The organism is Streptomyces sp. NBC_00637 (genome assembly GCF_045161545.1).
Classification (GTDB): Bacteria; Actinomycetota; Actinomycetes; order Streptomycetales; family Streptomycetaceae; genus Streptomyces.
Window position 1 is genome coordinate 1,536,324 of record NZ_CP109046.1, and the last position, 18,125, is coordinate 1,554,448.

The window sequence follows — 18,125 nt, forward strand, 5'->3', positions numbered from 1 at the left end:
AAGGAGGCAAAGAGGTGGCAGTGGAGATCACGTGGTGGGGGCACGCCACCTGTACGGTCGAGGATTCGGACGTACGTGTGCTCACCGATCCCCTGTTCGCGCGCCGCCTCGCGCATCTGCGCCGCCGCCGGGGCGCGCTGCCCCCGCCCGGCGCCTGGCGCGCGGACGTGGCGCTCGTCTCCCACCTGCACGCCGACCATCTCCATGTGCCCTCGCTGGCGCGCCTTGCGCCGGGCACGCGCCTGCTGGTGCCCCGGGGCGCGCCGCGCGCCGTCCCCGGGCTGCGCCGCCTGCGGCACCTGCGGCTGAGCGAGATGGCGCCGGGGGACGAGACCACCGTCGGCGACGTGCGGATACGGGCCGTGCCCGCGCGCCACGACGGACGGCGGCTGCCGGTCGGACGGCACCACTCCCCCGCGCTCGGATACGTCGTCGAGGGCGAGGCCAGGACGTATTTCGCCGGGGACACCGGCCTGTTCGACGACATGGCCGAGGAGGTCGGACCGGTCGACGTGGCGCTGCTCCCGGTGGGCGGCTGGGGCCCGTATCTCGGCGAGGGGCACCTGGACGCGGGGCGCGCGGCCGAGGCCCTGGCCCGGCTGGCGCCGCGCACCGCGGTGCCGGTGCACTACGGCACGTACTGGCCGATCGGCATGGACGCCGTGCGCCCCCATGAATTCCATGCTCCCGGCGAGGAGTTCGTAAGGCTCGCGGCGGAACGCGCGCCGAAGGTGGCGGTGCACCGTCTCGGGCACGGGGAGAGCCTGCGCCCGGAGGTCTTCCGGTGAAATGGTGGCTCGCCGCGACCGTGACGGTCGTGCCGACCCAGGCCACGCAGCAGGCCCTCGGCTATCCGTCGCTGTTCCTGCTGGTGCTGATCGGGGCACTGGTGCCGGTGGTGCCGACGGGCGCGCTGGTCAGTACGGCGGCGGCGGTCGCCGTCCATCAGACCGTGCCGTTCGCGCTGCTGATGGTGTTCCTGACGGCGTCGCTCGCGGCGTTCTGCGGGGACGCGGCGCTGTACTGGCTGGGGCGGCGCGGGATGCGCTCGAAGAACGGCTCGCGCTGGCTGGAGGCGATCCGTTCGCGGGCACCGGAGGAGCGGCTGGAGCAGGCGCAGGACAAGCTCGCCCACCACGGCACGGCCGTACTGGTGCTGTCCCGGCTGGTACCGGCCGGCCGGATACCGGTGATGCTGGCCTGTCTCGTCGCCGAGTGGCCGCTGCGTCGCTTCGCGCGGGGCAATCTCCCGGCCTGTCTGGCCTGGGCGGCGACCTACCAGTTGATCGGCGTGCTCGGCGGCTCGCTGTTCCCGGAGCCCTGGGAGGGCGTGGTCGCCGCGATCGCGCTGACCGTGGTGATAGGCGCGGCCCCGAGCCTGTGGCGCCGGGTCCGGGGCACCAGAACCGCCTAGCCGGGCGGCTGTGCCGGCCCGCGGTCGTGCCGTGCCCGCAGTCCGGCCCCGCGGTCGTGCCGGTCCCGCAGTCCGGCCCCCGCGTTCGTGACGATCCCGCGGCCGTGGTGGTCCCGCGCCCGAAGTGGTCCAGCGGCCGTGGTGGGCCGGATCCGCGCCGCGCCGCGCCGTGCTACTCCAGTACCCGGGCGCCGCCCACCGGCAGGTCCCACAGATCGTCCCGGTCCAGCCCCGCCTTCTCCCAGGCCGCACGCACGCGGGTGAGGGGTTCGAGGACCGGCTCGGCGGACAGCACGAACGTGCCCCAGTGCATGGGGGCCATCCGCCGCGCCCCGAGGTCGAGGGTGGCGCGGACCGCCTCCTCCGGGTCGCAGTGGACGTCGCTGAGCCACCAGCGGGGGTCGTAGGCGCCGATGGGCAGCAGGGCGAGGTCGATGCCGGGGTAGCGCTGTCCGATCCGGGAGAACCAGTGGCCGTACCCGGTGTCGCCGGCGAAGTAGACGCGCTGTCCGTCGGGGGCGGTGAGCACCCAGCCGCCCCAGAGGGAGTGACAGGTGTCGGTGAGGGAGCGCTTGGACCAGTGGTGGGACGGCACGAAGTCGAAGCGGACGCCGGACAGTTCGGCCGCCTCCCACCAGTCCAGCTCGGTGACCCGGGTGAACCGGCGGCGCAGGAACCAGCGTCCGAGCCCGGCCGGCACGAACACCGGTGTGTCGCGCGGGAGTCGGCGCAGCGTGGGGGCGTCGAGATGGTCGTAGTGGTTGTGGCTGATGACGACGGCGTCGACGCGCGGGAGCGCCTCCCAGGGGACGCCGACAGGGGTGATCCGGGCCGGGGTGCCGAGGATACGGCGGGACCAGACCGGGTCGGTCAGGACGGTGAGGCCGCCGACGCTCACCACCCAACTGGCGTGCCCCGCCCAGGAGACGGCGACGGTACGGGCGTCCACCCGGGGCAGCGGGGCGGGGGCGAAGGGCAGCCGGGGAATGTCGGCGAGGCCGTCCCTGCCGGGCCGCACGGAACCCTCGCGGGCGAACCGGGCGATGGCCTTGAGGTTGGGCAGGGGCGAGGTGAGCCGGTCGTGGAAGGTCCGCGGCCACACCCGCCGCTCCCCGAGGGGGCGTGGCTCGGCGAGAGGAGGGGCGGCGGGCGCGAGCGGGGACAGCGGGGCCGGGGCGCCGATGTCCTCGGTGGTCACCGTGCCGGTGGTGGTCGACTCGGACTGCTGCGTCATCGAGGAGGCTCCCATCGCTGAGCGTCGTCACGGAGATCGTCGAAGACCGACCTCAAGAGCATCAACGCGTGTTGCACGTGTGGCAGTTCCAACGGTGCGGGTGACGTGAGGCAGTCGGCGCGCCGCGCGTCCGTACCGGCCGCCAGCAGGGTGCCGGTCGACAACCGGACGCGCAGTGCCCCGAGCTCGTCCCCGAAGCGGTGTCCGCCCGGCGCGGGTATCCCCAGCCGGGCGGAGAGGAAGTCCTCCAGGTCCTGTGCGTCGCCGACGCCGTGCGCGGCGAGCGCGGTGCGCAGCGGGCCGAGATCGACGTACAGGTGACGGCCGGCCCGGGGCGGGAGGGCGAGGCCGCCCGCCCCGACCACGACGGCGTGCACGGCGTCCGCCACGCGCGCGTGCAGACGTACGGCGGCGGCGACGCGCGCGGTGACGGGCTCGGGTTCCCCCAGGGCGTACGCGGCGGCGGCGGCCACCGGGGCGGCCACGCTCGCGCCGAGCGCGGTGAGCACGTCGAGCACGCGCGCGTGCAGGTCGTCGCCGGTGGCCGAGGCGGGGAACCGGGCGACGGCGGCCGGCCAACCGGGCGGCAGCAGCGCACCGGCGAGGTCGCTGACGACGGTGACCTGCTCCGGGAGCATCTCGGCGGGGCTGACCAGCACGGTGTCGTGCGGGGCGTGCAGTGTGTCGCGCCAGGTCTCGTCGCTGACCAGGTGCAGGCCCTCGCCCGCGGCTGCCTCCACCGCCTCGTGCAGCACTTCGGGCGGCGCGACGGTCGCGGTGGGGTCGTCGGCGACGGACAGCACCAGCAGCCGCGGGTCGCCGCCCTCGGCGCGCACCCGGCGCACGGTCTCCAGCAGGGCGTAGGGGTCCGGGACGCCGCCGCACTCGGCGGGGGTCGCCACGTGGAAGACGGGCCGTCCCAGCAGACGTGCGTACGGCGCCCACCAGGCCGCGCAGGGCCGGGGCACCAGGACGTCGCCGCCCAGGGCGGCGGTCAGCGCGAGCAGCAGGGCGGGTGCGCCGGGCCCGGCCACGAGGCGGCCCGGCTCGGCGGGGGTCCCGCGCCGTTCCCAGTAGCCGCGGGCGGCGTCGAGGAGGGCGGGGCCGCCGCCGACCGGCTCGCCGTCGGCCCTGCCGGCGGCTCCGGCGAGCACCGAGACGAGTTCCGGCAACACGGGAAGTCCGTCCGAGGGCAGCGGCGGCCCGTAGCGGACGGGCCCGTGGTCCTCCGCTTCCGTCCGCCGCATGTCGTCCTCCGCGCAGTCCGTACCTGGTGCCCTGCCTGGTCCTGGTCCTGGTGCCGTGCCGGTGGTCCCTGAGGTGCTCCTGGTGCCTGTGGTGGTGCGCTGCCTGGTGCGGTGCCCGCGGCGCGGGTGCCGCCCCCGCCCCCAGGCCGTCGGACGTCGTCGTGGGCCGTGCGGGGCGGCCCGGCCCGTGCGGGGCCCGACGGCCCCGCGGGGCCGGACGCTCGTACGGGGCCGGTCGTGCCCCTGGGTTCCGAGTACCCCGAGGGACCTCACCCCATGGCCCCCGCCACTCGTTGCGCCGGTCACAGCGCGGGCCGGGTGGCCTCCGCGGCGGGTCAGGCGCGGCCTTCGGGGTCCCGGCGGCGCAGCCGGTGCACGGCGGCGCCGAGCGCGCCGGCGATCAGCAGGCCACCGGCGGCGAGCGCGGGAACGGAATCGGTGAAGGCACCGCCCTCACCGGCCTGCACGCCGTGCTCGACGGTGGCGGGGGCGCAGTCGGCCTCCTTCGGCGCGCCGGCGCGCGGCTGGGGCTCGGGCGGGGTGCACGGCTGGACGGTGCCGCAGTCGGTGTGCGCCGCGGAGGCGGCCTCCCCCTGCGGACACGGCCGGCCGGTGGCGCAGGACGCGGCGGACGCCGTCCCGCACGGCTGCGGCGCGCCGCGTGCGACGTCCAGGGTCGCGCTCCACGGCTTGCCTTGTCCCCCGGGCGCCGCGGGGCAGGTGCCGTCGACGGTCCAGGCCGCGTCCGGGCCGACCGCGTCCGGGCTCACCTCGAGGTCGGTGGCGGGCGCGATGCGGGCGGTGCCCCGATAGGCGGACCCGGACTGCGCGCCGTCGGCGCCGGGGACCTTGCTCAGTTTGACGGTGCCCTCGGCGAAGGCCTGCGAGGAGGCGTCGAGGCTCTCGGGCGCGGTGGCGCCGAGGGGACCGCAGGAGACGGAGACGGTGACGCTGCCGCCGGGGGCGACGCTGCCGGGGCTGACCTCCGCCGCCGGGTCCGCGGCCGCCGACGGACCCACGGCGACCAGGACGGCGCCGGCCACGGCGAGGGCGGAGAGGAGGTGGGCGGTGCGACGCATGGACGGTTCCTTCGGCCGACGGCTGCGGGCGGGGCGTTCCCCGCCCCACAGTCATCAGAGCCCGAGGACCGTCCGGCCGCGCGCCGCCGGACGCCATTGGCGGGACACGGACCACCAACCGGGTGATCGCAGGGGTCGCCCGCGCCGACGGGTGCCCGCTACGCGACGTCGTTGAGGACCTGTTCCCGCAACCGGTTGCAGCACCGGTTGATCAGCCGGGAGACATGCATCTGCGAGATGCCCAGCCGCTCCGCTATCCGGCTCTGCGTCATGTCCTCGAAGAACCTCATGTACAAGATCGCCCGCTCCCGCTCGGGCAGCGCGGCGAGCCGTGCCCTGACGGCCTCCCGGTCGACGACCGTGCCCAGCGCCGGGTCCGCCGCCCCCAGCAGGTCACTCAGCGAGTAGCCGTCCTCGCCGCCCGGCAGCTCCGCGTCCAGCGACAGCGCGGTGAAGCTCTCCAGCGCCTCCATACCGGTGCGGACGTCCTCCTCGCTGAGTTGCGCGCGCTCGGCGATCTCGGCGACGGTGGGCCGCCGTCCGGAGACGGTCTGGGCCAGTTCCTGGCCGGCGAAGCGCACCCGGTTGCGCAGTTCCTGGACGCGGCGCGGCACGTGCAGGGTCCACATGTGGTCGCGGAAGTGCCGCTTGATCTCACCGGTGACGGTGGGGACGGCGTAGCTCTCGAAAGCGTTTCCGAGCTCGGGGTCGTAGCGGTCGACAGCCTTGACCAGGCCCAGCGCGGCGACCTGACGCAGGTCGTCGAAGGACTCGCCGCGACTGCGGAAACGGCCGGCGAGTCGGTCGGCCATGGGCAGCCAGGCCTCGACGATCTGGGAGCGGAGCGTGTCGCGCTGGGGCCCCGGGGGCAGGGTGGCCAGCCTGCGGAAGGCGTCGGCGGTGTCGGGGGCGTCGTGGTGCGCATGGCGCTTCGTGCTCGCTCGGTTCGGCATAGGGTGTGGCAACTCCCTTGGCAGTGCTCTGGGTTGGCCGGTCACCGGGGAGGCGACGGCAGCCCGACCGGGCCGCCGGGGGCGCGAGATCGCGGCCTCCCACGGACGTGCCTCCGGTCCGAAGCACTGTTGCGCGCCTGCCCCGGACTCCCCACGCCAAACACCCGCCCAGGTTTTCCGGCGGCCCCCGGGGTCACACGGAACGGGACACGCCCTGCACACCGCGTCCAGGTCGTCTGCCCAGGAGGTCACTTCCATGAGCGTCAAGGTCTCCGACCACGTCCTTCAGCGGCTGCGGGAGTGGGGGGTGGAGCAGGTCTTCGGCTATCCCGGCGACGGCATCAACGGACTGCTCGCCGCCTGGGGCCGGGCCGGGGACGAGCCGCGTTTCGTACAGTCGCGGCACGAGGAGATGTCCGCGTTCCAGGCGGTCGGCTACGCCAAGTTCAGCGGCCGCCTCGGGGTGTGCGTGGCGACCTCGGGGCCGGGCGCGATCCACCTGCTCAACGGCCTGTACGACGCGAAGCTCGACCATGTGCCGGTCCTCGCGATCGTCGGCCAGACGCACCGTTCGGCGATGGGCGGCTCGTACCAGCAGGAGGTGGACCTGCACACGCTGTTCAAGGACGTCGCCTCGGATTTCGTGGAGACGGTGACGGTCCCCGAGCAGTTGCCGAACGTGCTGGACCGGGCGATCCGCACCGCGTACGCCCGCCGCTGCCCGACCGCGGTCATCATCCCCGGGGACGTGCAGGAGCTCGACTACGCCGCGCCCACGCACGAGTTCAAGATGGTGCCGTCCAGTCTCGGTCTGAGCGATGCGACGACGATCCCGTCGGAGGAGTCCCTGCGGCGGGCCGCCGACCTCCTCAACTCCGGTGACAAGGTGGCGATCCTGGCCGGCCAGGGCGCCGCAGGGGCCCGGGCCGAGGTCGAGCGGATCGCGGAACTGCTCGGCGCGGGCGTCGCGAAGGCCCTGCTCGGCAAGGACGTCCTGAGCGACGAACTCCCCTACGTCACCGGCTCGATCGGGCTGCTCGGCACCCGGCCCTCCTACGAGCTGATGCGCGACTGCGACACCTTGCTGACGATCGGCTCGTCCTTCCCGTACGCGCAGTTCCTGCCCGAGTTCGGCAAGGCGCGCGGCGTGCAGATCGACCTCGATCCGCACATGATCGGGATGCGCTACCCGTACGAGGTGAACCTCGTCGGCGACGCGCGGGAGACGCTGCGCCGGCTGATCCCGATGATCAGGGGCGAGGAACGCGGCCGGGAATGGTTCGAAACCGTTTGTGACAACGTACGGCGCTGGGACGACGTGCTGGACCGCAGGGCGGCGCTGTCGGCCGACCCGATCAACCCGGAGTACGTGGCCCGCGCGCTGTCCCCGCTGCTCCCGCCCGACGCGATCGTCACCTCGGACTCGGGCTCGGTGGCGAACTGGTACGCCCGCCATCTCACCATGCGCCCCGGCATGCGCGGCTCCCTCTCCGGCACGCTGGCGACGATGGGCTGCGGCGTGCCGTACGCGATCGGCGCGAAGTTCGCCCATCCGGACCGGCCGGTGATCGCGCTGGTCGGGGACGGTGCCATGCAGATGAACGGACTGGCGGAGCTGATCACCGCCGCCAAGTACCGGGACCGCTGGTCGGACCCGCGGCTGGTCGTCGCGGTGTGGAACAACCGGGACCTCAACCAGGTGACGTGGGAGATGCGCGCCATGGGCGGAGCGCCGTCGTTCCTGCCCTCGCAGGAACTGCCGGACGTGGAGTACGCGGCGTTCGCCCGCTCCCTGGGGCTGACCGGGGTCCGGGTGGAGACGCCGGAGGAGGTCGAGGCGGGCTGGCGCACCGCCCTGGAGGCGGACGGCCCCGCGGTCGTCGAGTTCCTCACCGACCCGGCCGTGCCACCGGTCCCGCCGCACGCCACCTGGGAGCAGATCGAGTCCACGGCCGCCGCGGCCCTCAAGGGCGACGCCGACCGGGGTTCCATGATCAAGCAGGGCTTCCGGTCGAAGATGCAGGAGTTCCTGCCGGGGCCACAGGAGAAGTAGCCGGGCGACCCCGTGTCGGCTCCCTGTCCTCGGGTACGCGGTGGCCACCGACCCCGACGAACCTGGAGGGTGAGACATGCAGCGTGGCAGCGACCGGCTGAGCGTGCACCGGGACGACGAGATGAAGCACGAGTTGCAGGGGCTGCTGAGGTCCGGCCACCCCACGCGGGTGGAGGAGTGGCACGACCCCGAGCCGTCCGCCGAGGACGACCCCGAGATCTGGGGCGGGCCGGTGGTGCCCGGAAGTCCCCGGGCGACGCTGGAGACCATCCGGCTGGAGCTGGCGCGGAACCTGGGACGGAGTTCCTTCCCCGCGGACGCGAGCGCGCTGGCCGGGGGCCTGAGCCGCAAGAACGCGCCGGACGGGCTGGTGGAGGCGGTGCGGGAGCTCCCGGGAAAGGACCGTTACGCCACCGTCCAGGAGCTGGCCGAGGCGCTGGTCGGCAGCGGCCGGTGACGGCGCGGCAGCCGGCCGGTGAGATCGGGCCCGCCGACACGGGGGCCGCAAGGACACGGAAAGGATGTTGAACCCTATGCGCATCGCGTTTCTGACGGCACCCGAAGGCGTCGAGCAGGTCGAGCTCACCGACCCCTGGCAGGCGGCGGTGGACGCGGGCCACGAGCCCGTCCTGGTGTCGACCGAGTCCGGCGAGATCCAGGCGTTCAACCATCTCGACAAGGCGGACACGTTCCCGGTGGACGAGGTCGTCGGTGAGGCGTCCGCGGAGTCCTTCGGCGGGCTGGTCCTGCCGGGCGGCGTCGCGAACCCCGACTTCCTGCGCACCGACGCCAAGGCTGTTGCCTTCGTCAAGGACTTCTTCGAGCAGGGCCGCCCGGTCGCCGCGATCTGCCACGCCCCGTGGACCCTCATCGAGGCGGACGTCGTACGGGGCCGTGTGCTGACCTCATGGCCGAGCCTCGGGACGGATCTGCGCAACGCGGGTGCCACCTGGGTCGACGAGCAGGTGAAGATCTGCGACCACGGCACCAACAAGCTCGTCACCAGTCGCAAGCCGGACGATCTGAAGGCTTTCTGCGCAGCGTTTCTGGACGTGTTCGCACAGGAAGCGGGCTGACCGACCAGTGGCCGGTGGTCGACGGTCGGTGGTCGAGGTCTACGGCGGCTCGTCGGCGGGCCATCGTCGATGGTCGGAGGTCGACAGTCGTTTGTCGACAGTCGCTCGTCGGCGAGCCGCCGTCGGCGAGCCGCCGTCGGCGGCCGGTCGTAGGCACTCGGCTGTAGACAGTCGCTCGTAGACAGTCGCCAGTCGCCTGTCCCCCGTGACTCGTGGGCCGTGGGCTCGTCGGCCGTCGGCCGGACACCGTAGACAGTCTGCGGTCGACCGCTCACACGCGGCTCGCCCGCAGCCATCGCGTCACACGCAGACATCGCGCAAGTACAGACACAGTGCACACAGAGATCGCGAGAGACGCGCGATCGGACCGGCCTCGGTGGGCTCAGGCTCCGCCGGGGCCGCTCGCGCTGCCCGGGCCCCACTTGCCGACCGGCGTGGCCGCCGAGCCGCCTTCCGTGGTCGCCCGGGTGCCGGTCGGAGTCTGGCGGGAGGCGACGGTGTCGGTTCCGACGGCCCGTTCCCTCGCGCCGTCCCGGGTGCGGGCCGGCGAGACGAAGCGGCGCGGGTTGCGGCGCAGGTACTCGCCCTCCAGCTGGGCCATGCGGCCGTTGTGGACGCGCAGGGCGTCGTTCGAGCCGTACAGCAGCGTGTCGTGGCGCGTGCGGTGGATCGTCTCCAGCTCTTTCATCAGCTGCTGGTCGTCCAGCCGGTCCGGGTCGACTCCGGTCATCGTCATGCCCCGCTCGTCGTGTTCGTCCATGCGGTTCGGGTACCCCACCCGGAAACACGTCTCCGCATCCACTGTACGAACATTCCGGCCACCGGGCCTCCGTGCGGCCCGGCGCCCTACCTGGCCCGCTCCACGCGCCGTTCGTCCCACACGGGCTCCGCGGTCTCCCGGACCCGGCCGTCGCTGCCGAAGACCAGGTAGCGGTCGAAGGAGCGGGCGAACCAGCGGTCGTGGGTGACGGCGAGGACCGTGCCGTCGAAGGCCTCGAGGCCCTCCTGGAGGGCTTCGGCGGACTCCAGGTCCAGGTTGTCGGTGGGCTCGTCGAGGAGCAGGGCCGTGACGCCCTGGAGTTCCAGCAGCAGGATCTGGAACCGGGCCTGTTGCCCGCCGGAGAGCCGGTCGAATGTCTGTTCGGCCTGCTGGGTCAGCTCGTAGCGGCGCAGCCGGGACATGGCCGCGCCCCGGTCCTGGGAGTGTTCGCTCCACAGGATGTCCAGGAGGGTGCGGCCCAGGAGCTCGGGGTGGGCGTGGGTCTGGGCGAAGTGCCCGGGCACGACCCGCGCGCCGAGCTTCCACTCCCCGGTGTGTGCCACGGTGTCGCCGGCCAGCAGCCGCAGGAAGTGCGACTTGCCCGAGCCGTTGGAGCCGAGGACGGCGACCCGCTCGCCGTAGAAGACCTCCAGGTCGAAGGGCTTCATCAGACCGGTGAGCTCCAGCCCCTTGCAGGTGACCGCGCGCACGCCGGTGCGGCCGCCCTTGAGACGCATCGTGATGTCCTGCTCGCGGGGCGGCTCCGGCGGCGGCCCCGCCTCCTCGAACTTGCGCAGCCGGGTCTGGGCGGCCTGGTAGCGGGAGGCCAACTCGTGGCTGATGGAGGCCGCCTGACGGAGGTTCAGCACCAGTTTCTTGAGCTGGGCGTGCTTCTCGTCCCAGCGGCGGCGCAGCTCCTCGAACCGGGCGAAGCGTTCGCGGCGGGCCTCGTGGTAGGTGTCGAAGCCGCCGCCGTGCACCCAGGCGTCGGCTCCGGCCGGGCCGGGCTCGACGGAGACGATCTTCTCCGCGGCACGGGAGAGGAGTTCGCGGTCGTGGGAGACGAAGAGGACCGTCTTGCGGGTCTCCTTCAGCCGTTCCTCCAGCCACCGCTTGCCGGGCACGTCGAGGTAGTTGTCCGGCTCGTCGAGCAGCAGCACCTCGTCGGTGCCGCGCAGCAGCGCCTCCAGCACGAGCCGCTTCTGCTCACCGCCGGAGAGGGTGCGGACGAGACGGAACTGGGCCTTGTCGTAGGGGACGCCGAGCGCCGCCGTGGTGCACATGTCCCAGAGCGTCTCGGCCTCGTACCCGCGCACCTCGGCCCAGTCGGAGAGGGCCTGCGCGTACTGGAGCTGCGCGGCCTCGTCGTCGACGGTCATGATCGCGTGCTCGGCCTTGTCGACGGCCCGCGCGACCTCGCGGATACGGGGCGAGGCCACGGACACCAGCAGGTCACGGACGGTCGTCTCGTCCCGCACGGAGCCCACGAACTGGCGCATCACGCCCAGGCCGCCGGACACGGTGACGGTCCCGCCGTGCGGTTTCAGCTCGGCCGAGATCAGCCGCAGCAAAGTCGTCTTGCCGGCGCCGTTGGGTCCGACCAGCGCCACCACGGCCCCTTCTCCCACTCGGAAGGACACGTCGCCGAGCAACGCCCTCCCGTCGGGGAGGTAGTACTCGAGGTGCGCGGCTTCCAGGTGTCCCATGAGGACGCATTCTGCGGGCGGCCCACGGGATGCGGCAAACCGTTATGCGCGTGGACGCCGGCGGGCCGGGGAGGGCGCGCCGCCGCCCGTCAGCCGCCGGCCCCCGCCACCGGCTCCCCCGCCGGGCCGCCCTCGCCCGCGGGCACGACGGCCGCGCCCGCCCAGGACAGGGCCTTCCAGCCGTCGGCCGGGGAGCCCTCGAGGACGACGGTGCCGGTGTTGGCGAGGCGGTTGGCCGCGGCGAAGGGAACGTCGACGTTGTCGGCGCGGGTCGCCGCCCAGGCGCGGATCGCGGCGCCGTGGCTGACCATCGCGACGGTTCCCGCGCCGCTCGCCGCGGCCTCGGCGACCACGGCGTCGTAGCGCGCCAGGAACTCGGTGCCGCTCTCCCCGCCGGGCATGCGCAGCCCGGTGTCGCCCGCCGCCCAGGCGAACACCGTGCGCATGTAGAGCTCGCCGCGCTCCGAGTTGCCGGGCACCATCTCCAGGTCACCCGCGGAGATCTCCCGGATGCCGTCGCGCACGAGGACGTCGAGGCCTCGGGCGGCGGCCAGCGGGGCGGCGGTCAACCGGGTGCGCACGAGGGTGGAGGCGTAGAGGGTCTCGATGTCCTCGTCGACGAGGGCCTGCGGCAGTGCGGCGGCCTGCCGGGCGCCGAGTTCGGTGAGGCCGGGGCCGGGGACGGCGGTGTCGAGCAGGTAGTCCACGTTGGTGGGGGTCTGGCCGTGGCGGACGAGCAGCAGTCGCATGCAGTGACCCTCCGGTGTCGATGCCGCCTCCGCACAGGAAACGGCCACTTCAGGGTACCCGCAGCGCATGATGCCCGACGTCGATCTCACTGTCCTGAAGCCCGGTCGGCACGGTCTGCGCGATCTGTTCCTCGCCTTCGACGACCAGGTGTTCGCGTTCGCCGCCGAGCGGCACTGGCCGGCCGCCGAGCCGGTCCTGCCGCGCCTGAGCCGCAGCGCGAACCACGGTGTGCTCTGGTTCGCGACGGCGGCGGCCCTCGCCGTGTCCGGCACGCCCCGGGCCCGTCGCGCGGCAGCGCGCGGGCTGACCTCCCTCGGCCTGGCTTCTCTCACCATCAACACCCTCGGCAAGCGTTCGGTGCGCCGGTCCCGGCCCGTGCTGGACGCGGTGCCGCGCGGGCGGCGGCTGAAGCGGCAGCCGATCACGACCTCCTTCCCGTCCGGTCACTCCGCGTCGGCGGCGGCCTTCGCGGCCGGGGTCGCCCTGGAGTCGCCGGTGTGGGGCGCGGTGGTGGCGCCGGTCGCGTTCTCGGTGGCGATGTCGCGGGTGTACACGGGTGTCCACTTCCCGAGCGACGTGTTCGCGGGCGCGGCGCTGGGCGTGGGCGCCGCGTTCGCCGTCCGGCACGCCGGACGCCTGCGACGGCGGAGTCGGCGGGGCACGCAGGGCGGCTGATGCATCGTCAGACCACATGTCAAGACCAACGGTCTCACCATCCGAGCATCGGCGTACGGTGGGGGAACCGGGGACCCGGTTCGTCGAGAAGGGGTAGAGCCATGCCGAAAGCACAGGAGACGGCCGTCTACACGCACGGACACCACGAGTCGGTGCTGCGTTCGCACACCTGGCGGACCGCCGCCAACTCCGCGGCCTACCTGCTCGGTTCGCTGAAGCCCCACATGAAGATCCTGGACATCGGCTGCGGTCCGGGCACCATCACGGCGGACCTGGCCGCACTGGTCCCCGACGGGCACGTCACCGGCGTCGACCACGCGCCGGGGGTTCTGGCGCAGGCACGTGCCACGGCGGCCGAACGGGGTCTGACGAACACCGACTTCGCGGTCGCCGACGTGCACGCCCTGGCCTACCCGGACGACACCTTCTGCGTCGTCCACGCCCACCAGGTGCTCCAGCACGTCGGCGACCCGGTGCAGGCACTGCGCGAGATGCTGAGGGTGACGAAGCCGGGGGGCTTCGTGGCGGTCCGCGACTCGGACTACGCGGCGATGACCTGGTACCCCGCGTCACCCGGGATGGACGACTGGCTGGACCTGTACCGGCGGGTGGCCCGGGCCAACGGCGGCGAACCGGACGCCGGGCGCCGGCTGAAGTCCTGGGCGCTGTCCGCCGGATTCACCGACATCACGGCCACTTCGGCCACCTGGACGTTCAGCACCGCCGACGAGCGGGCCTGGTGGAGCGGCCTGTGGGCCGACCGCACCGTGGCGTCGGCGTACGCGGAGCGCGCCACCCAGGGCGGGCACGCCACGGTGGAGGAACTGCGCGCCGTGTCGGAGGCCTGGCGGGAGTGGGGGCGACAGGAGGACGGCTGGTTCGGCGTTCTGCACGCGGAGATCCTGTGCCGGAAGGCCACCTGACCGGCGGACGCCTCAGGACGCTTCGAGGATGCCGCGAAGACGATTCGGGGACGGTTCACGGACGGTTCGTAAATGAAGTGCGAATGATTTCCGCAATCCGGGAAACCCGCATTGCAGGAGGTTGACACTATGGTTCCCGTTCTGCTGGTTCTGCTGCTGGTGCTGATTCTTTTCGGCGCCGGATTCGCGGTGAAGTTGCTCTGGTGGATCGCACTCGCGGTTCTCGTCCTCTGGCTGCTCGGCTTCCTGGCTCGCGGAACCACTTCCGCGGGAGGCAGGGGCCGCTGGTACAGGTGGTGAACTGACGCGGCGGACGACACGGGCTTCCCCGGGGGAGCGACTCACTCCCGGGGAAGCAGCGGTCCCAGCGGCCCGAGGTCCAGATTCAGGTCCTCGGGCCGCAGTCCGTAGCGATCACGCAGCTCGGTCATGCGGTCGTCGAGGAGCATCAGGGTGAGCCCGATCCGCTCCTCCTGCTCCTCGCTCAGATCGCCGGTGTCGAAGCGGCGCAGCGCCTGCCGTTCCATCAGCTGGCGCAGCAACTCCACGACGGTCAGGACGAGTTTCACCAGGTCGCGCTCGACGGTGTCGGGCTCGAGGTCCATATGGTTGCGGCGTTCGGTCACAGCGAGTCCCCCCATGGCGACGGTACCTGCTCGTTGACGGAGCTGATCAGCGCGTTGAGGTCGATGCGGACGAGGTCGACGTCCGCGATGCGCAGCGTGATGTCCCCGGTGATGACGACCCCGCCGGCCAGCAGCCGGTCGAGCAGGTCGACCAGGGCGACCTCACGGCGCTCCACGACCGTCATGCGCCCTCCCCCGCTTCCGCGCCGCGCGTCTCCACAGCACCCGTCTCCGCGGCGCCCTTATCGGCGGCGCCCGTATCGGCGGCGCCCTTTTCCGCGCCGCCGGGCTCGCCGGCGGACTCCACGAAGGAATAGGCCGCCCACGGGCCCGTGAGTTCCACCCGCATTCCGGATTCCTCCCCCTTGGTGCGGTCCACCATTTCCACGAATTCCTCGGACTCCGCGCGCGAAACCAGATAGGCGGCGTTCAGTACGTTCTGTCCCGACGCCTTGGAAAGGGCGGAGTTCTGCGGCGGATGGAGGCGGGCGTCGTCGGCGTGCGCGGACAACCTCTCGTGCAGGCCTGTGGCGAATCGCTCGGCACGCTGCCACGTGTCGTCGTGGGCCCGGGCCTTCGAACGCCGCTGCATCAGGTAGTCCCGGCCCGAGGCGGGCTTGCTCGCCGCCTGCGCGGCCTCCTGGGCCTCGGGCTCGACATACACCTTCACCCCCCACTCGACCCGCCCGGCGAGCCGGTCGAGGACGCGTCGGAAGTCGTCCTCGCGCTCCTCCATCATCACGCGCACTCCGCTGTCGTCCCGGAACACGGTGGCGAGCCGGAGCGGCAGCGGAGTGGTGACGGCCGTGAGGGCGTCGATCACCTGCTGATGGGCGCGGGCGGTCTCCGTCAGCCAGTCCAGGTCCTCGAGACGGCGCCGGAGCGGCTCCTCGGCGAAGTCCCCCTCCGGCACATGGCTGACCACGGCGATCAGGCCGCGGTGGGTGAGAAGTCGGGGCGGATCGCCCGCCACCCCCGACAGGGCGGCCTGGAGGGGCGCGCCGAGGGGGTGGCAGACGGCGTACACGTACCGCAGTCCGGTCATGGTGACTCCTCTCGGACGTCCTGCGGGGCACGGCTCTCTTCGGGGGCGCGGCTCTCCCGGGGGACGCGGCCCGGCTCCAGTTCCTCCAGCCGCGCCAGCCGCTCACGCAACTCGGCGTTCTCACGCGCGAGTTCGTTGCGGCGGGCGCCGGAGGACAGGGCCGGGTCGTCCTCCCACCAGTCGATGCCCATCTCCTTGGCCTTGTCGACCGAGGCGACGATGAGGCGGAGCTTGATGGTGAGCAGTTCGATGTCGAGCAGGTTGATCCGGATGTCGCCCGCGATGACGATGCCCTTGTCGAGGACACGTTCCAGGATGTCGGCGAGGTTGGCCCCGCCGCCCTGGCCGTACGGCTCCGGCATCCGGCTCGGCATGCTCATCGCCGGCTCCCGCCCTTGACCCGCCTGTCCTCGTCCTCGGGCTCCTCCTCGGGCTCCTCGTCCTCGTACTCGTCGTACTCGTCCTCGGCGGCCTCGGGCTCACCCTCCTCGGCTTCCTCCTCCTCGTACTCGGCCTCGGGCTCCGCCTCCTCGTCCTCTACTTCCTCGTCCTCGGCATACGGGCCCTCCTCCTCGTCCTCCTCGTACTCCTCATCGTCCTCCGGGCCGCCGTCCTCGGCATCCCGCGCCTCGGCACCCTCCTCGGGCCCGCCGTTCTCCTCGTCGTCCCCGTCGTCCTCGGCGTTCTCGGCGTTCTCGGCGTTCTCGTCCTCCTCGGCGACCGCGTCCTCGTGGGACGTGACGACCTCGCCGTCGCGGATCTCACCGCGCCAGCTGTCCTGCGCCTCGCCCTTGATGGTGATGAAGCGGGCGAAGTTCTTGAGGTCGAGGCGGGCCCGGCGGCCCTGGGCTCGCCAGATGTTGCCGGTCTTCTCGAACAGACCCGTCGGGTAGTACTCGATGACCAGCAGGATCCGGGTGAGGTTCTCGGCGATCTCGTGGAAGGAGACGACACCCTTCGTCGTGCCCTTCGCGCCCTCCGAGGTCCAGGCGATCCGGTCGTCCGGCACCTGTTCCGTGGTCTTCGCCTTCCAGCTGCGGTTGGACCAGAAGACCTTCGCCTGCCAGTCGCTGGTGGTGTCGTCGGCGCGGTTCGCGCTCTTGACGCCCTTGGCGAAGGTGCTGAAGTCCTGGTACTGCGTCCACTGGTCGTAGGCGGTGCGCAGCGGCACACCGACGTCGATCGTCTCCATGATCACGGTCGGCTTCTTGCCGGCGCTCTTCTTGCCCTTGCCGCCCTTGCCGCCGAGGTTCTTGAACGCGCCGGTCACCTTGTCCTTGACCCGCGAGCCACCGAGCTCCAGCGCGCTGCGCAGCGGCCCCTTGCCCTCGGCGACCTTGCGACCGCCTTCGAGGGCGAGCTTGGCGAAGCCCGGGCTGTTGCCCTCGGCGATGTCGTTGAGCTTGGCCGTGGTGTCCCCGAGCTTGTGGCCGACGCCGGTCAGCAGGCGCGTGGCCTGCGCGGCGAGGTACTCCTGTACCTCTTCCTTGAGCCGGTCGGCGGCGTCGCTGTGGGCCACTCCGGAGAGCGGGTTGCCGCCCGTGGCCTTGCCGGCCGCGGACTTGGCGGATCCGAGGGTGTCGGTCATCGGTCGCCGCCTCCCTTCGGCCGCCGGGCCCGGGAGGTGGTACCCGAGGCGGCCCTCGATGCGGTACTCGCGCCCGTCTTCCGGGCCGACGTCGTCTTCTTGGCGGCCGCGGCGCGGGCCGGAGCCTTCTTGGCCGTCTTCGCGGGCGCCTTCTTCGCGGGAGCCTTCTTGGCCGTCTTCGCGGGCGCCTTCTTCGCGGGAGCCTTCTTCGCGGGCGCCTTCTTCGCGGTCTTCCTCGGCGGTTCCTCCTCCTCGCCCTCGTCTTCCTCGCCCTCGTCGTCGCCCTCGTCCTCGTCCTCGTCGTCCGAGGCGTCCTGCGGCTCTTCGTCCGCGTCGTCCGCCTCGTCCTCCTGGGGCTCCTCGTACTCCTCGTCGGCCTCGGCGTCCTCGTCGGCCTCGTCCTGCCCGCCGGGCACGACGCCGTCGAGCTGGTCGCGCACCTCGGCGGTGCGGCCGTGCAGCCGGTCGGCGAGCGCCTCGATCTGCCGCTCGACCATGGCGCCGGAGGCGGCCTTGCCGACCCCGCGCAGGTCCTGGCGCAGCTGGTCCCCGATCTCCTTGAACTGCGGGTTGTCCCGCAGCTGTGTGGAGACCAGGTCCGCGATGCCCTTGGGAGTGAGGTTCAGGCGCTTGCCGGCCACCAGGCTGCCGACGGCGAAAGCCAGTTTCAGCTTCTTGGTGCGTCCGAGGAAATACCCGGCCCCGACCGCGAGGCCCAATGCGGTTCTGTTCATCCTGTCCACCCGTCGTCCGTTCCCGCGCTTCTGCGCGTCGCGCTCTCCAGCCGGTCGAGGAGCTCGTCCTCCTGCTGGTCGAACTCCTCTTCGGTGATCTCACCGGCGTCCAACCGCTCTTCCAGACGCGCGAGTTCGGTCCGGACCGTGGCGGGGTCGTAGTAGATCCGCTCGGCCTCCTGGACCACCTGTTGGATCACCCAGCCGCTGCCGCGCACCGGGGCGAACGGCAACAGCAGCACCTCTGAGATGAGTCCCATGA

Annotated in this window: 20 protein-coding genes and 2 pseudogenes; 8 read left to right on the forward strand and 14 right to left on the reverse strand. The window is 72.6% G+C overall.

The window, feature by feature from the left end; genetic code table 11:
• Nucleotides 1-14 precede the first annotated feature (14 nt).
• Entirely contained in the window at nucleotides 15-788 is a 774-nt protein-coding gene (locus tag OG440_RS06645; RefSeq protein WP_406005890.1) for an MBL fold metallo-hydrolase, read from the forward strand.
• Nucleotides 785-1,414 (forward strand): DedA family protein, encoded by a 630-nt coding sequence (locus OG440_RS06650; protein WP_406005891.1) that lies wholly within the window; start codon nucleotides 785-787, stop codon nucleotides 1,412-1,414. Before OG440_RS06645 ends, OG440_RS06650 begins: the two co-directional genes overlap by 4 nt.
• A gap of 172 nt (nucleotides 1,415-1,586) precedes the next feature.
• Here the strand turns inward: OG440_RS06650 and OG440_RS06655 are convergent, their stop codons facing one another.
• The 4 genes from OG440_RS06655 to OG440_RS06670 form a co-directional block, all read right to left on the reverse strand.
• The gene (locus OG440_RS06655; RefSeq protein ID WP_406005892.1) at nucleotides 1,587-2,648 is read right to left on the reverse strand and encodes an MBL fold metallo-hydrolase; all 1,062 of its coding nucleotides are present in this window, start codon (nucleotides 2,646-2,648) and stop codon (nucleotides 1,587-1,589) included.
• Entirely contained in the window at nucleotides 2,645-3,895 is a 1,251-nt protein-coding gene (locus tag OG440_RS06660; RefSeq protein WP_406005893.1) for an aminotransferase class I/II-fold pyridoxal phosphate-dependent enzyme, read from the reverse strand. Before OG440_RS06660 ends, OG440_RS06655 begins: the two co-directional genes overlap by 4 nt.
• Before the next feature lie 335 nt (nucleotides 3,896-4,230).
• Nucleotides 4,231-4,974: a hypothetical protein gene (locus tag OG440_RS06665; RefSeq protein WP_406005894.1), complete on the reverse strand. Its 744-nt coding sequence runs from the start codon at nucleotides 4,972-4,974 to the stop codon at nucleotides 4,231-4,233.
• 158 nt (nucleotides 4,975-5,132) lie between these two features.
• The gene (locus tag OG440_RS06670) at nucleotides 5,133-5,927 is read right to left on the reverse strand and encodes an RNA polymerase sigma factor SigF (RefSeq protein ID WP_406005895.1); all 795 of its coding nucleotides are present in this window, start codon (nucleotides 5,925-5,927) and stop codon (nucleotides 5,133-5,135) included.
• Between the two features lie 256 nt (nucleotides 5,928-6,183).
• Between OG440_RS06670 and OG440_RS06675 the strand changes: the two genes are divergently transcribed.
• The 3 genes from OG440_RS06675 to OG440_RS06685 all read left to right on the forward strand — a co-directional run bounded on the left by OG440_RS06675 (nucleotide 6,184) and on the right by OG440_RS06685 (nucleotide 9,056).
• On the forward strand, nucleotides 6,184-7,980 hold the full coding sequence (locus tag OG440_RS06675; RefSeq protein WP_406005896.1) for a thiamine pyrophosphate-requiring protein: 1,797 nt from the start codon (nucleotides 6,184-6,186) through the stop codon (nucleotides 7,978-7,980).
• Nucleotides 7,981-8,056: 76 nt separating this feature from the next.
• Nucleotides 8,057-8,437, forward strand: coding sequence for a DUF2795 domain-containing protein (locus tag OG440_RS06680; RefSeq protein WP_406005897.1), 381 nt, complete (start codon nucleotides 8,057-8,059; stop codon nucleotides 8,435-8,437).
• A 76-nt stretch (nucleotides 8,438-8,513) separates the two neighbouring features.
• Nucleotides 8,514-9,056 carry a type 1 glutamine amidotransferase domain-containing protein gene (locus tag OG440_RS06685; protein ID WP_406005898.1) on the forward strand — a complete coding sequence of 181 codons (543 nt, stop codon included), beginning with the start codon at nucleotides 8,514-8,516 and terminating at the stop codon, nucleotides 9,054-9,056.
• Between the two features lie 490 nt (nucleotides 9,057-9,546).
• Here the strand turns inward: OG440_RS06685 and OG440_RS06690 are convergent.
• The 3 genes and pseudogenes from OG440_RS06690 to OG440_RS06700 all read right to left on the reverse strand — a co-directional run.
• A pseudogene (locus OG440_RS06690) lies at nucleotides 9,547-9,816 on the reverse strand (DUF6158 family protein); the annotation flags it as partial.
• A gap of 86 nt (nucleotides 9,817-9,902) precedes the next feature.
• A complete protein-coding gene (locus tag OG440_RS06695; protein ID WP_406005899.1) occupies nucleotides 9,903-11,522 on the reverse strand; it encodes an ABC-F family ATP-binding cassette domain-containing protein in 1,620 nt (539 codons plus the stop codon).
• Between the two features lie 89 nt (nucleotides 11,523-11,611).
• A complete protein-coding gene (locus OG440_RS06700) occupies nucleotides 11,612-12,271 on the reverse strand; it encodes a histidine phosphatase family protein (RefSeq protein ID WP_406005900.1) in 660 nt (219 codons plus the stop codon).
• A gap of 67 nt (nucleotides 12,272-12,338) precedes the next feature.
• On the opposite strand from OG440_RS06700, the pseudogene OG440_RS06705 reads away from it, so the two are divergent.
• The 3 genes and pseudogenes from OG440_RS06705 to OG440_RS06715 all read left to right on the forward strand — a co-directional run.
• Nucleotides 12,339-12,896, forward strand: a pseudogene (locus tag OG440_RS06705) (phosphatase PAP2 family protein); the annotation flags it as partial.
• 152 nt (nucleotides 12,897-13,048) lie between these two features.
• On the forward strand, nucleotides 13,049-13,870 hold the full coding sequence (locus tag OG440_RS06710; protein WP_406005901.1) for a class I SAM-dependent methyltransferase: 822 nt from the start codon (nucleotides 13,049-13,051) through the stop codon (nucleotides 13,868-13,870).
• Nucleotides 13,871-13,999: 129 nt separating this feature from the next.
• Complete coding sequence (locus OG440_RS06715; protein WP_057602533.1) at nucleotides 14,000-14,170, forward strand: hypothetical protein; 171 nt, start codon at nucleotides 14,000-14,002, stop codon at nucleotides 14,168-14,170.
• A gap of 41 nt (nucleotides 14,171-14,211) precedes the next feature.
• Here OG440_RS06715 and OG440_RS06720 read toward each other — a convergent pair whose 3' ends face one another.
• The 7 genes from OG440_RS06720 to OG440_RS06750 are packed head-to-tail and all read right to left on the reverse strand — an operon-like array spanning nucleotide 14,212 to nucleotide 18,123.
• Nucleotides 14,212-14,511, reverse strand: a complete 300-nt coding sequence (locus tag OG440_RS06720) for a gas vesicle protein K (RefSeq protein WP_406005902.1) — start codon at nucleotides 14,509-14,511, stop codon at nucleotides 14,212-14,214.
• The gene (locus OG440_RS06725) at nucleotides 14,493-14,681 is read right to left on the reverse strand and encodes a gas vesicle protein (RefSeq protein WP_081551358.1); all 189 of its coding nucleotides are present in this window, start codon (nucleotides 14,679-14,681) and stop codon (nucleotides 14,493-14,495) included. Before OG440_RS06725 ends, OG440_RS06720 begins: the two co-directional genes overlap by 19 nt.
• Nucleotides 14,678-15,541: a GvpL/GvpF family gas vesicle protein gene (locus OG440_RS06730; protein WP_406005903.1), complete on the reverse strand. Its 864-nt coding sequence runs from the start codon at nucleotides 15,539-15,541 to the stop codon at nucleotides 14,678-14,680. The genes OG440_RS06725 and OG440_RS06730 overlap by 4 nt, the downstream gene beginning before the upstream one ends.
• Nucleotides 15,538-15,921 carry a gas vesicle protein gene (locus OG440_RS06735; RefSeq protein ID WP_406005904.1) on the reverse strand — a complete coding sequence of 128 codons (384 nt, stop codon included), beginning with the start codon at nucleotides 15,919-15,921 and terminating at the stop codon, nucleotides 15,538-15,540. The genes OG440_RS06730 and OG440_RS06735 overlap by 4 nt, the downstream gene beginning before the upstream one ends.
• Nucleotides 15,918-17,129 (reverse strand): SRPBCC family protein, encoded by a 1,212-nt coding sequence (locus tag OG440_RS06740; protein WP_406005905.1) that lies wholly within the window; start codon nucleotides 17,127-17,129, stop codon nucleotides 15,918-15,920. Before OG440_RS06740 ends, OG440_RS06735 begins: the two co-directional genes overlap by 4 nt.
• The gene (locus OG440_RS06745; RefSeq protein ID WP_406005906.1) at nucleotides 17,126-17,863 is read right to left on the reverse strand and encodes a DNA primase; all 738 of its coding nucleotides are present in this window, start codon (nucleotides 17,861-17,863) and stop codon (nucleotides 17,126-17,128) included. Before OG440_RS06745 ends, OG440_RS06740 begins: the two co-directional genes overlap by 4 nt.
• On the reverse strand, nucleotides 17,860-18,123 hold the full coding sequence (locus OG440_RS06750; RefSeq protein ID WP_406005907.1) for a gas vesicle protein GvpG: 264 nt from the start codon (nucleotides 18,121-18,123) through the stop codon (nucleotides 17,860-17,862). Before OG440_RS06750 ends, OG440_RS06745 begins: the two co-directional genes overlap by 4 nt.
• Between the last annotated feature and the right edge of the window lie 2 nt (nucleotides 18,124-18,125).

Bases quoted from the DNA above. Each gene is read 5' to 3' on its own strand.
- OG440_RS06730 (WP_406005903.1), bottom strand. From the start codon at position 15,541: ATGACCGGACTGCGGTACGTGTACGCCGTCTGCCACCCCCTCGGCGCG.
- OG440_RS06685 (WP_406005898.1), top strand. From the start codon at position 8,514: ATGCGCATCGCGTTTCTGACGGCACCCGAAGGCGTCGAGCAGGTCGAG.
- OG440_RS06680 (WP_406005897.1), top strand. From the start codon at position 8,057: ATGCAGCGTGGCAGCGACCGGCTGAGCGTGCACCGGGACGACGAGATG.
- OG440_RS06750 (WP_406005907.1), bottom strand. From the start codon at position 18,123: ATGGGACTCATCTCAGAGGTGCTGCTGTTGCCGTTCGCCCCGGTGCGC.
- OG440_RS06710 (WP_406005901.1), top strand. From the start codon at position 13,049: ATGCCGAAAGCACAGGAGACGGCCGTCTACACGCACGGACACCACGAG.
- OG440_RS06745 (WP_406005906.1), bottom strand. From the start codon at position 17,863: ATGAACAGAACCGCATTGGGCCTCGCGGTCGGGGCCGGGTATTTCCTC.
- OG440_RS06670 (WP_406005895.1), bottom strand. From the start codon at position 5,927: ATGCCGAACCGAGCGAGCACGAAGCGCCATGCGCACCACGACGCCCCC.
- OG440_RS06660 (WP_406005893.1), bottom strand. From the start codon at position 3,895: ATGCGGCGGACGGAAGCGGAGGACCACGGGCCCGTCCGCTACGGGCCG.
- OG440_RS06665 (WP_406005894.1), bottom strand. From the start codon at position 4,974: ATGCGTCGCACCGCCCACCTCCTCTCCGCCCTCGCCGTGGCCGGCGCC.
- OG440_RS06735 (WP_406005904.1), bottom strand. From the start codon at position 15,921: ATGAGCATGCCGAGCCGGATGCCGGAGCCGTACGGCCAGGGCGGCGGG.
- OG440_RS06675 (WP_406005896.1), top strand. From the start codon at position 6,184: ATGAGCGTCAAGGTCTCCGACCACGTCCTTCAGCGGCTGCGGGAGTGG.
- OG440_RS06655 (WP_406005892.1), bottom strand. From the start codon at position 2,648: ATGACGCAGCAGTCCGAGTCGACCACCACCGGCACGGTGACCACCGAG.
- OG440_RS06715 (WP_057602533.1), top strand. From the start codon at position 14,000: ATGGTTCCCGTTCTGCTGGTTCTGCTGCTGGTGCTGATTCTTTTCGGC.
- OG440_RS06720 (WP_406005902.1), bottom strand. From the start codon at position 14,511: ATGGGGGGACTCGCTGTGACCGAACGCCGCAACCATATGGACCTCGAG.
- OG440_RS06695 (WP_406005899.1), bottom strand. From the start codon at position 11,522: ATGGGACACCTGGAAGCCGCGCACCTCGAGTACTACCTCCCCGACGGG.
- OG440_RS06740 (WP_406005905.1), bottom strand. From the start codon at position 17,129: ATGACCGACACCCTCGGATCCGCCAAGTCCGCGGCCGGCAAGGCCACG.
- OG440_RS06700 (WP_406005900.1), bottom strand. From the start codon at position 12,271: ATGCGACTGCTGCTCGTCCGCCACGGCCAGACCCCCACCAACGTGGAC.
- OG440_RS06725 (WP_081551358.1), bottom strand. From the start codon at position 14,681: ATGACGGTCGTGGAGCGCCGTGAGGTCGCCCTGGTCGACCTGCTCGAC.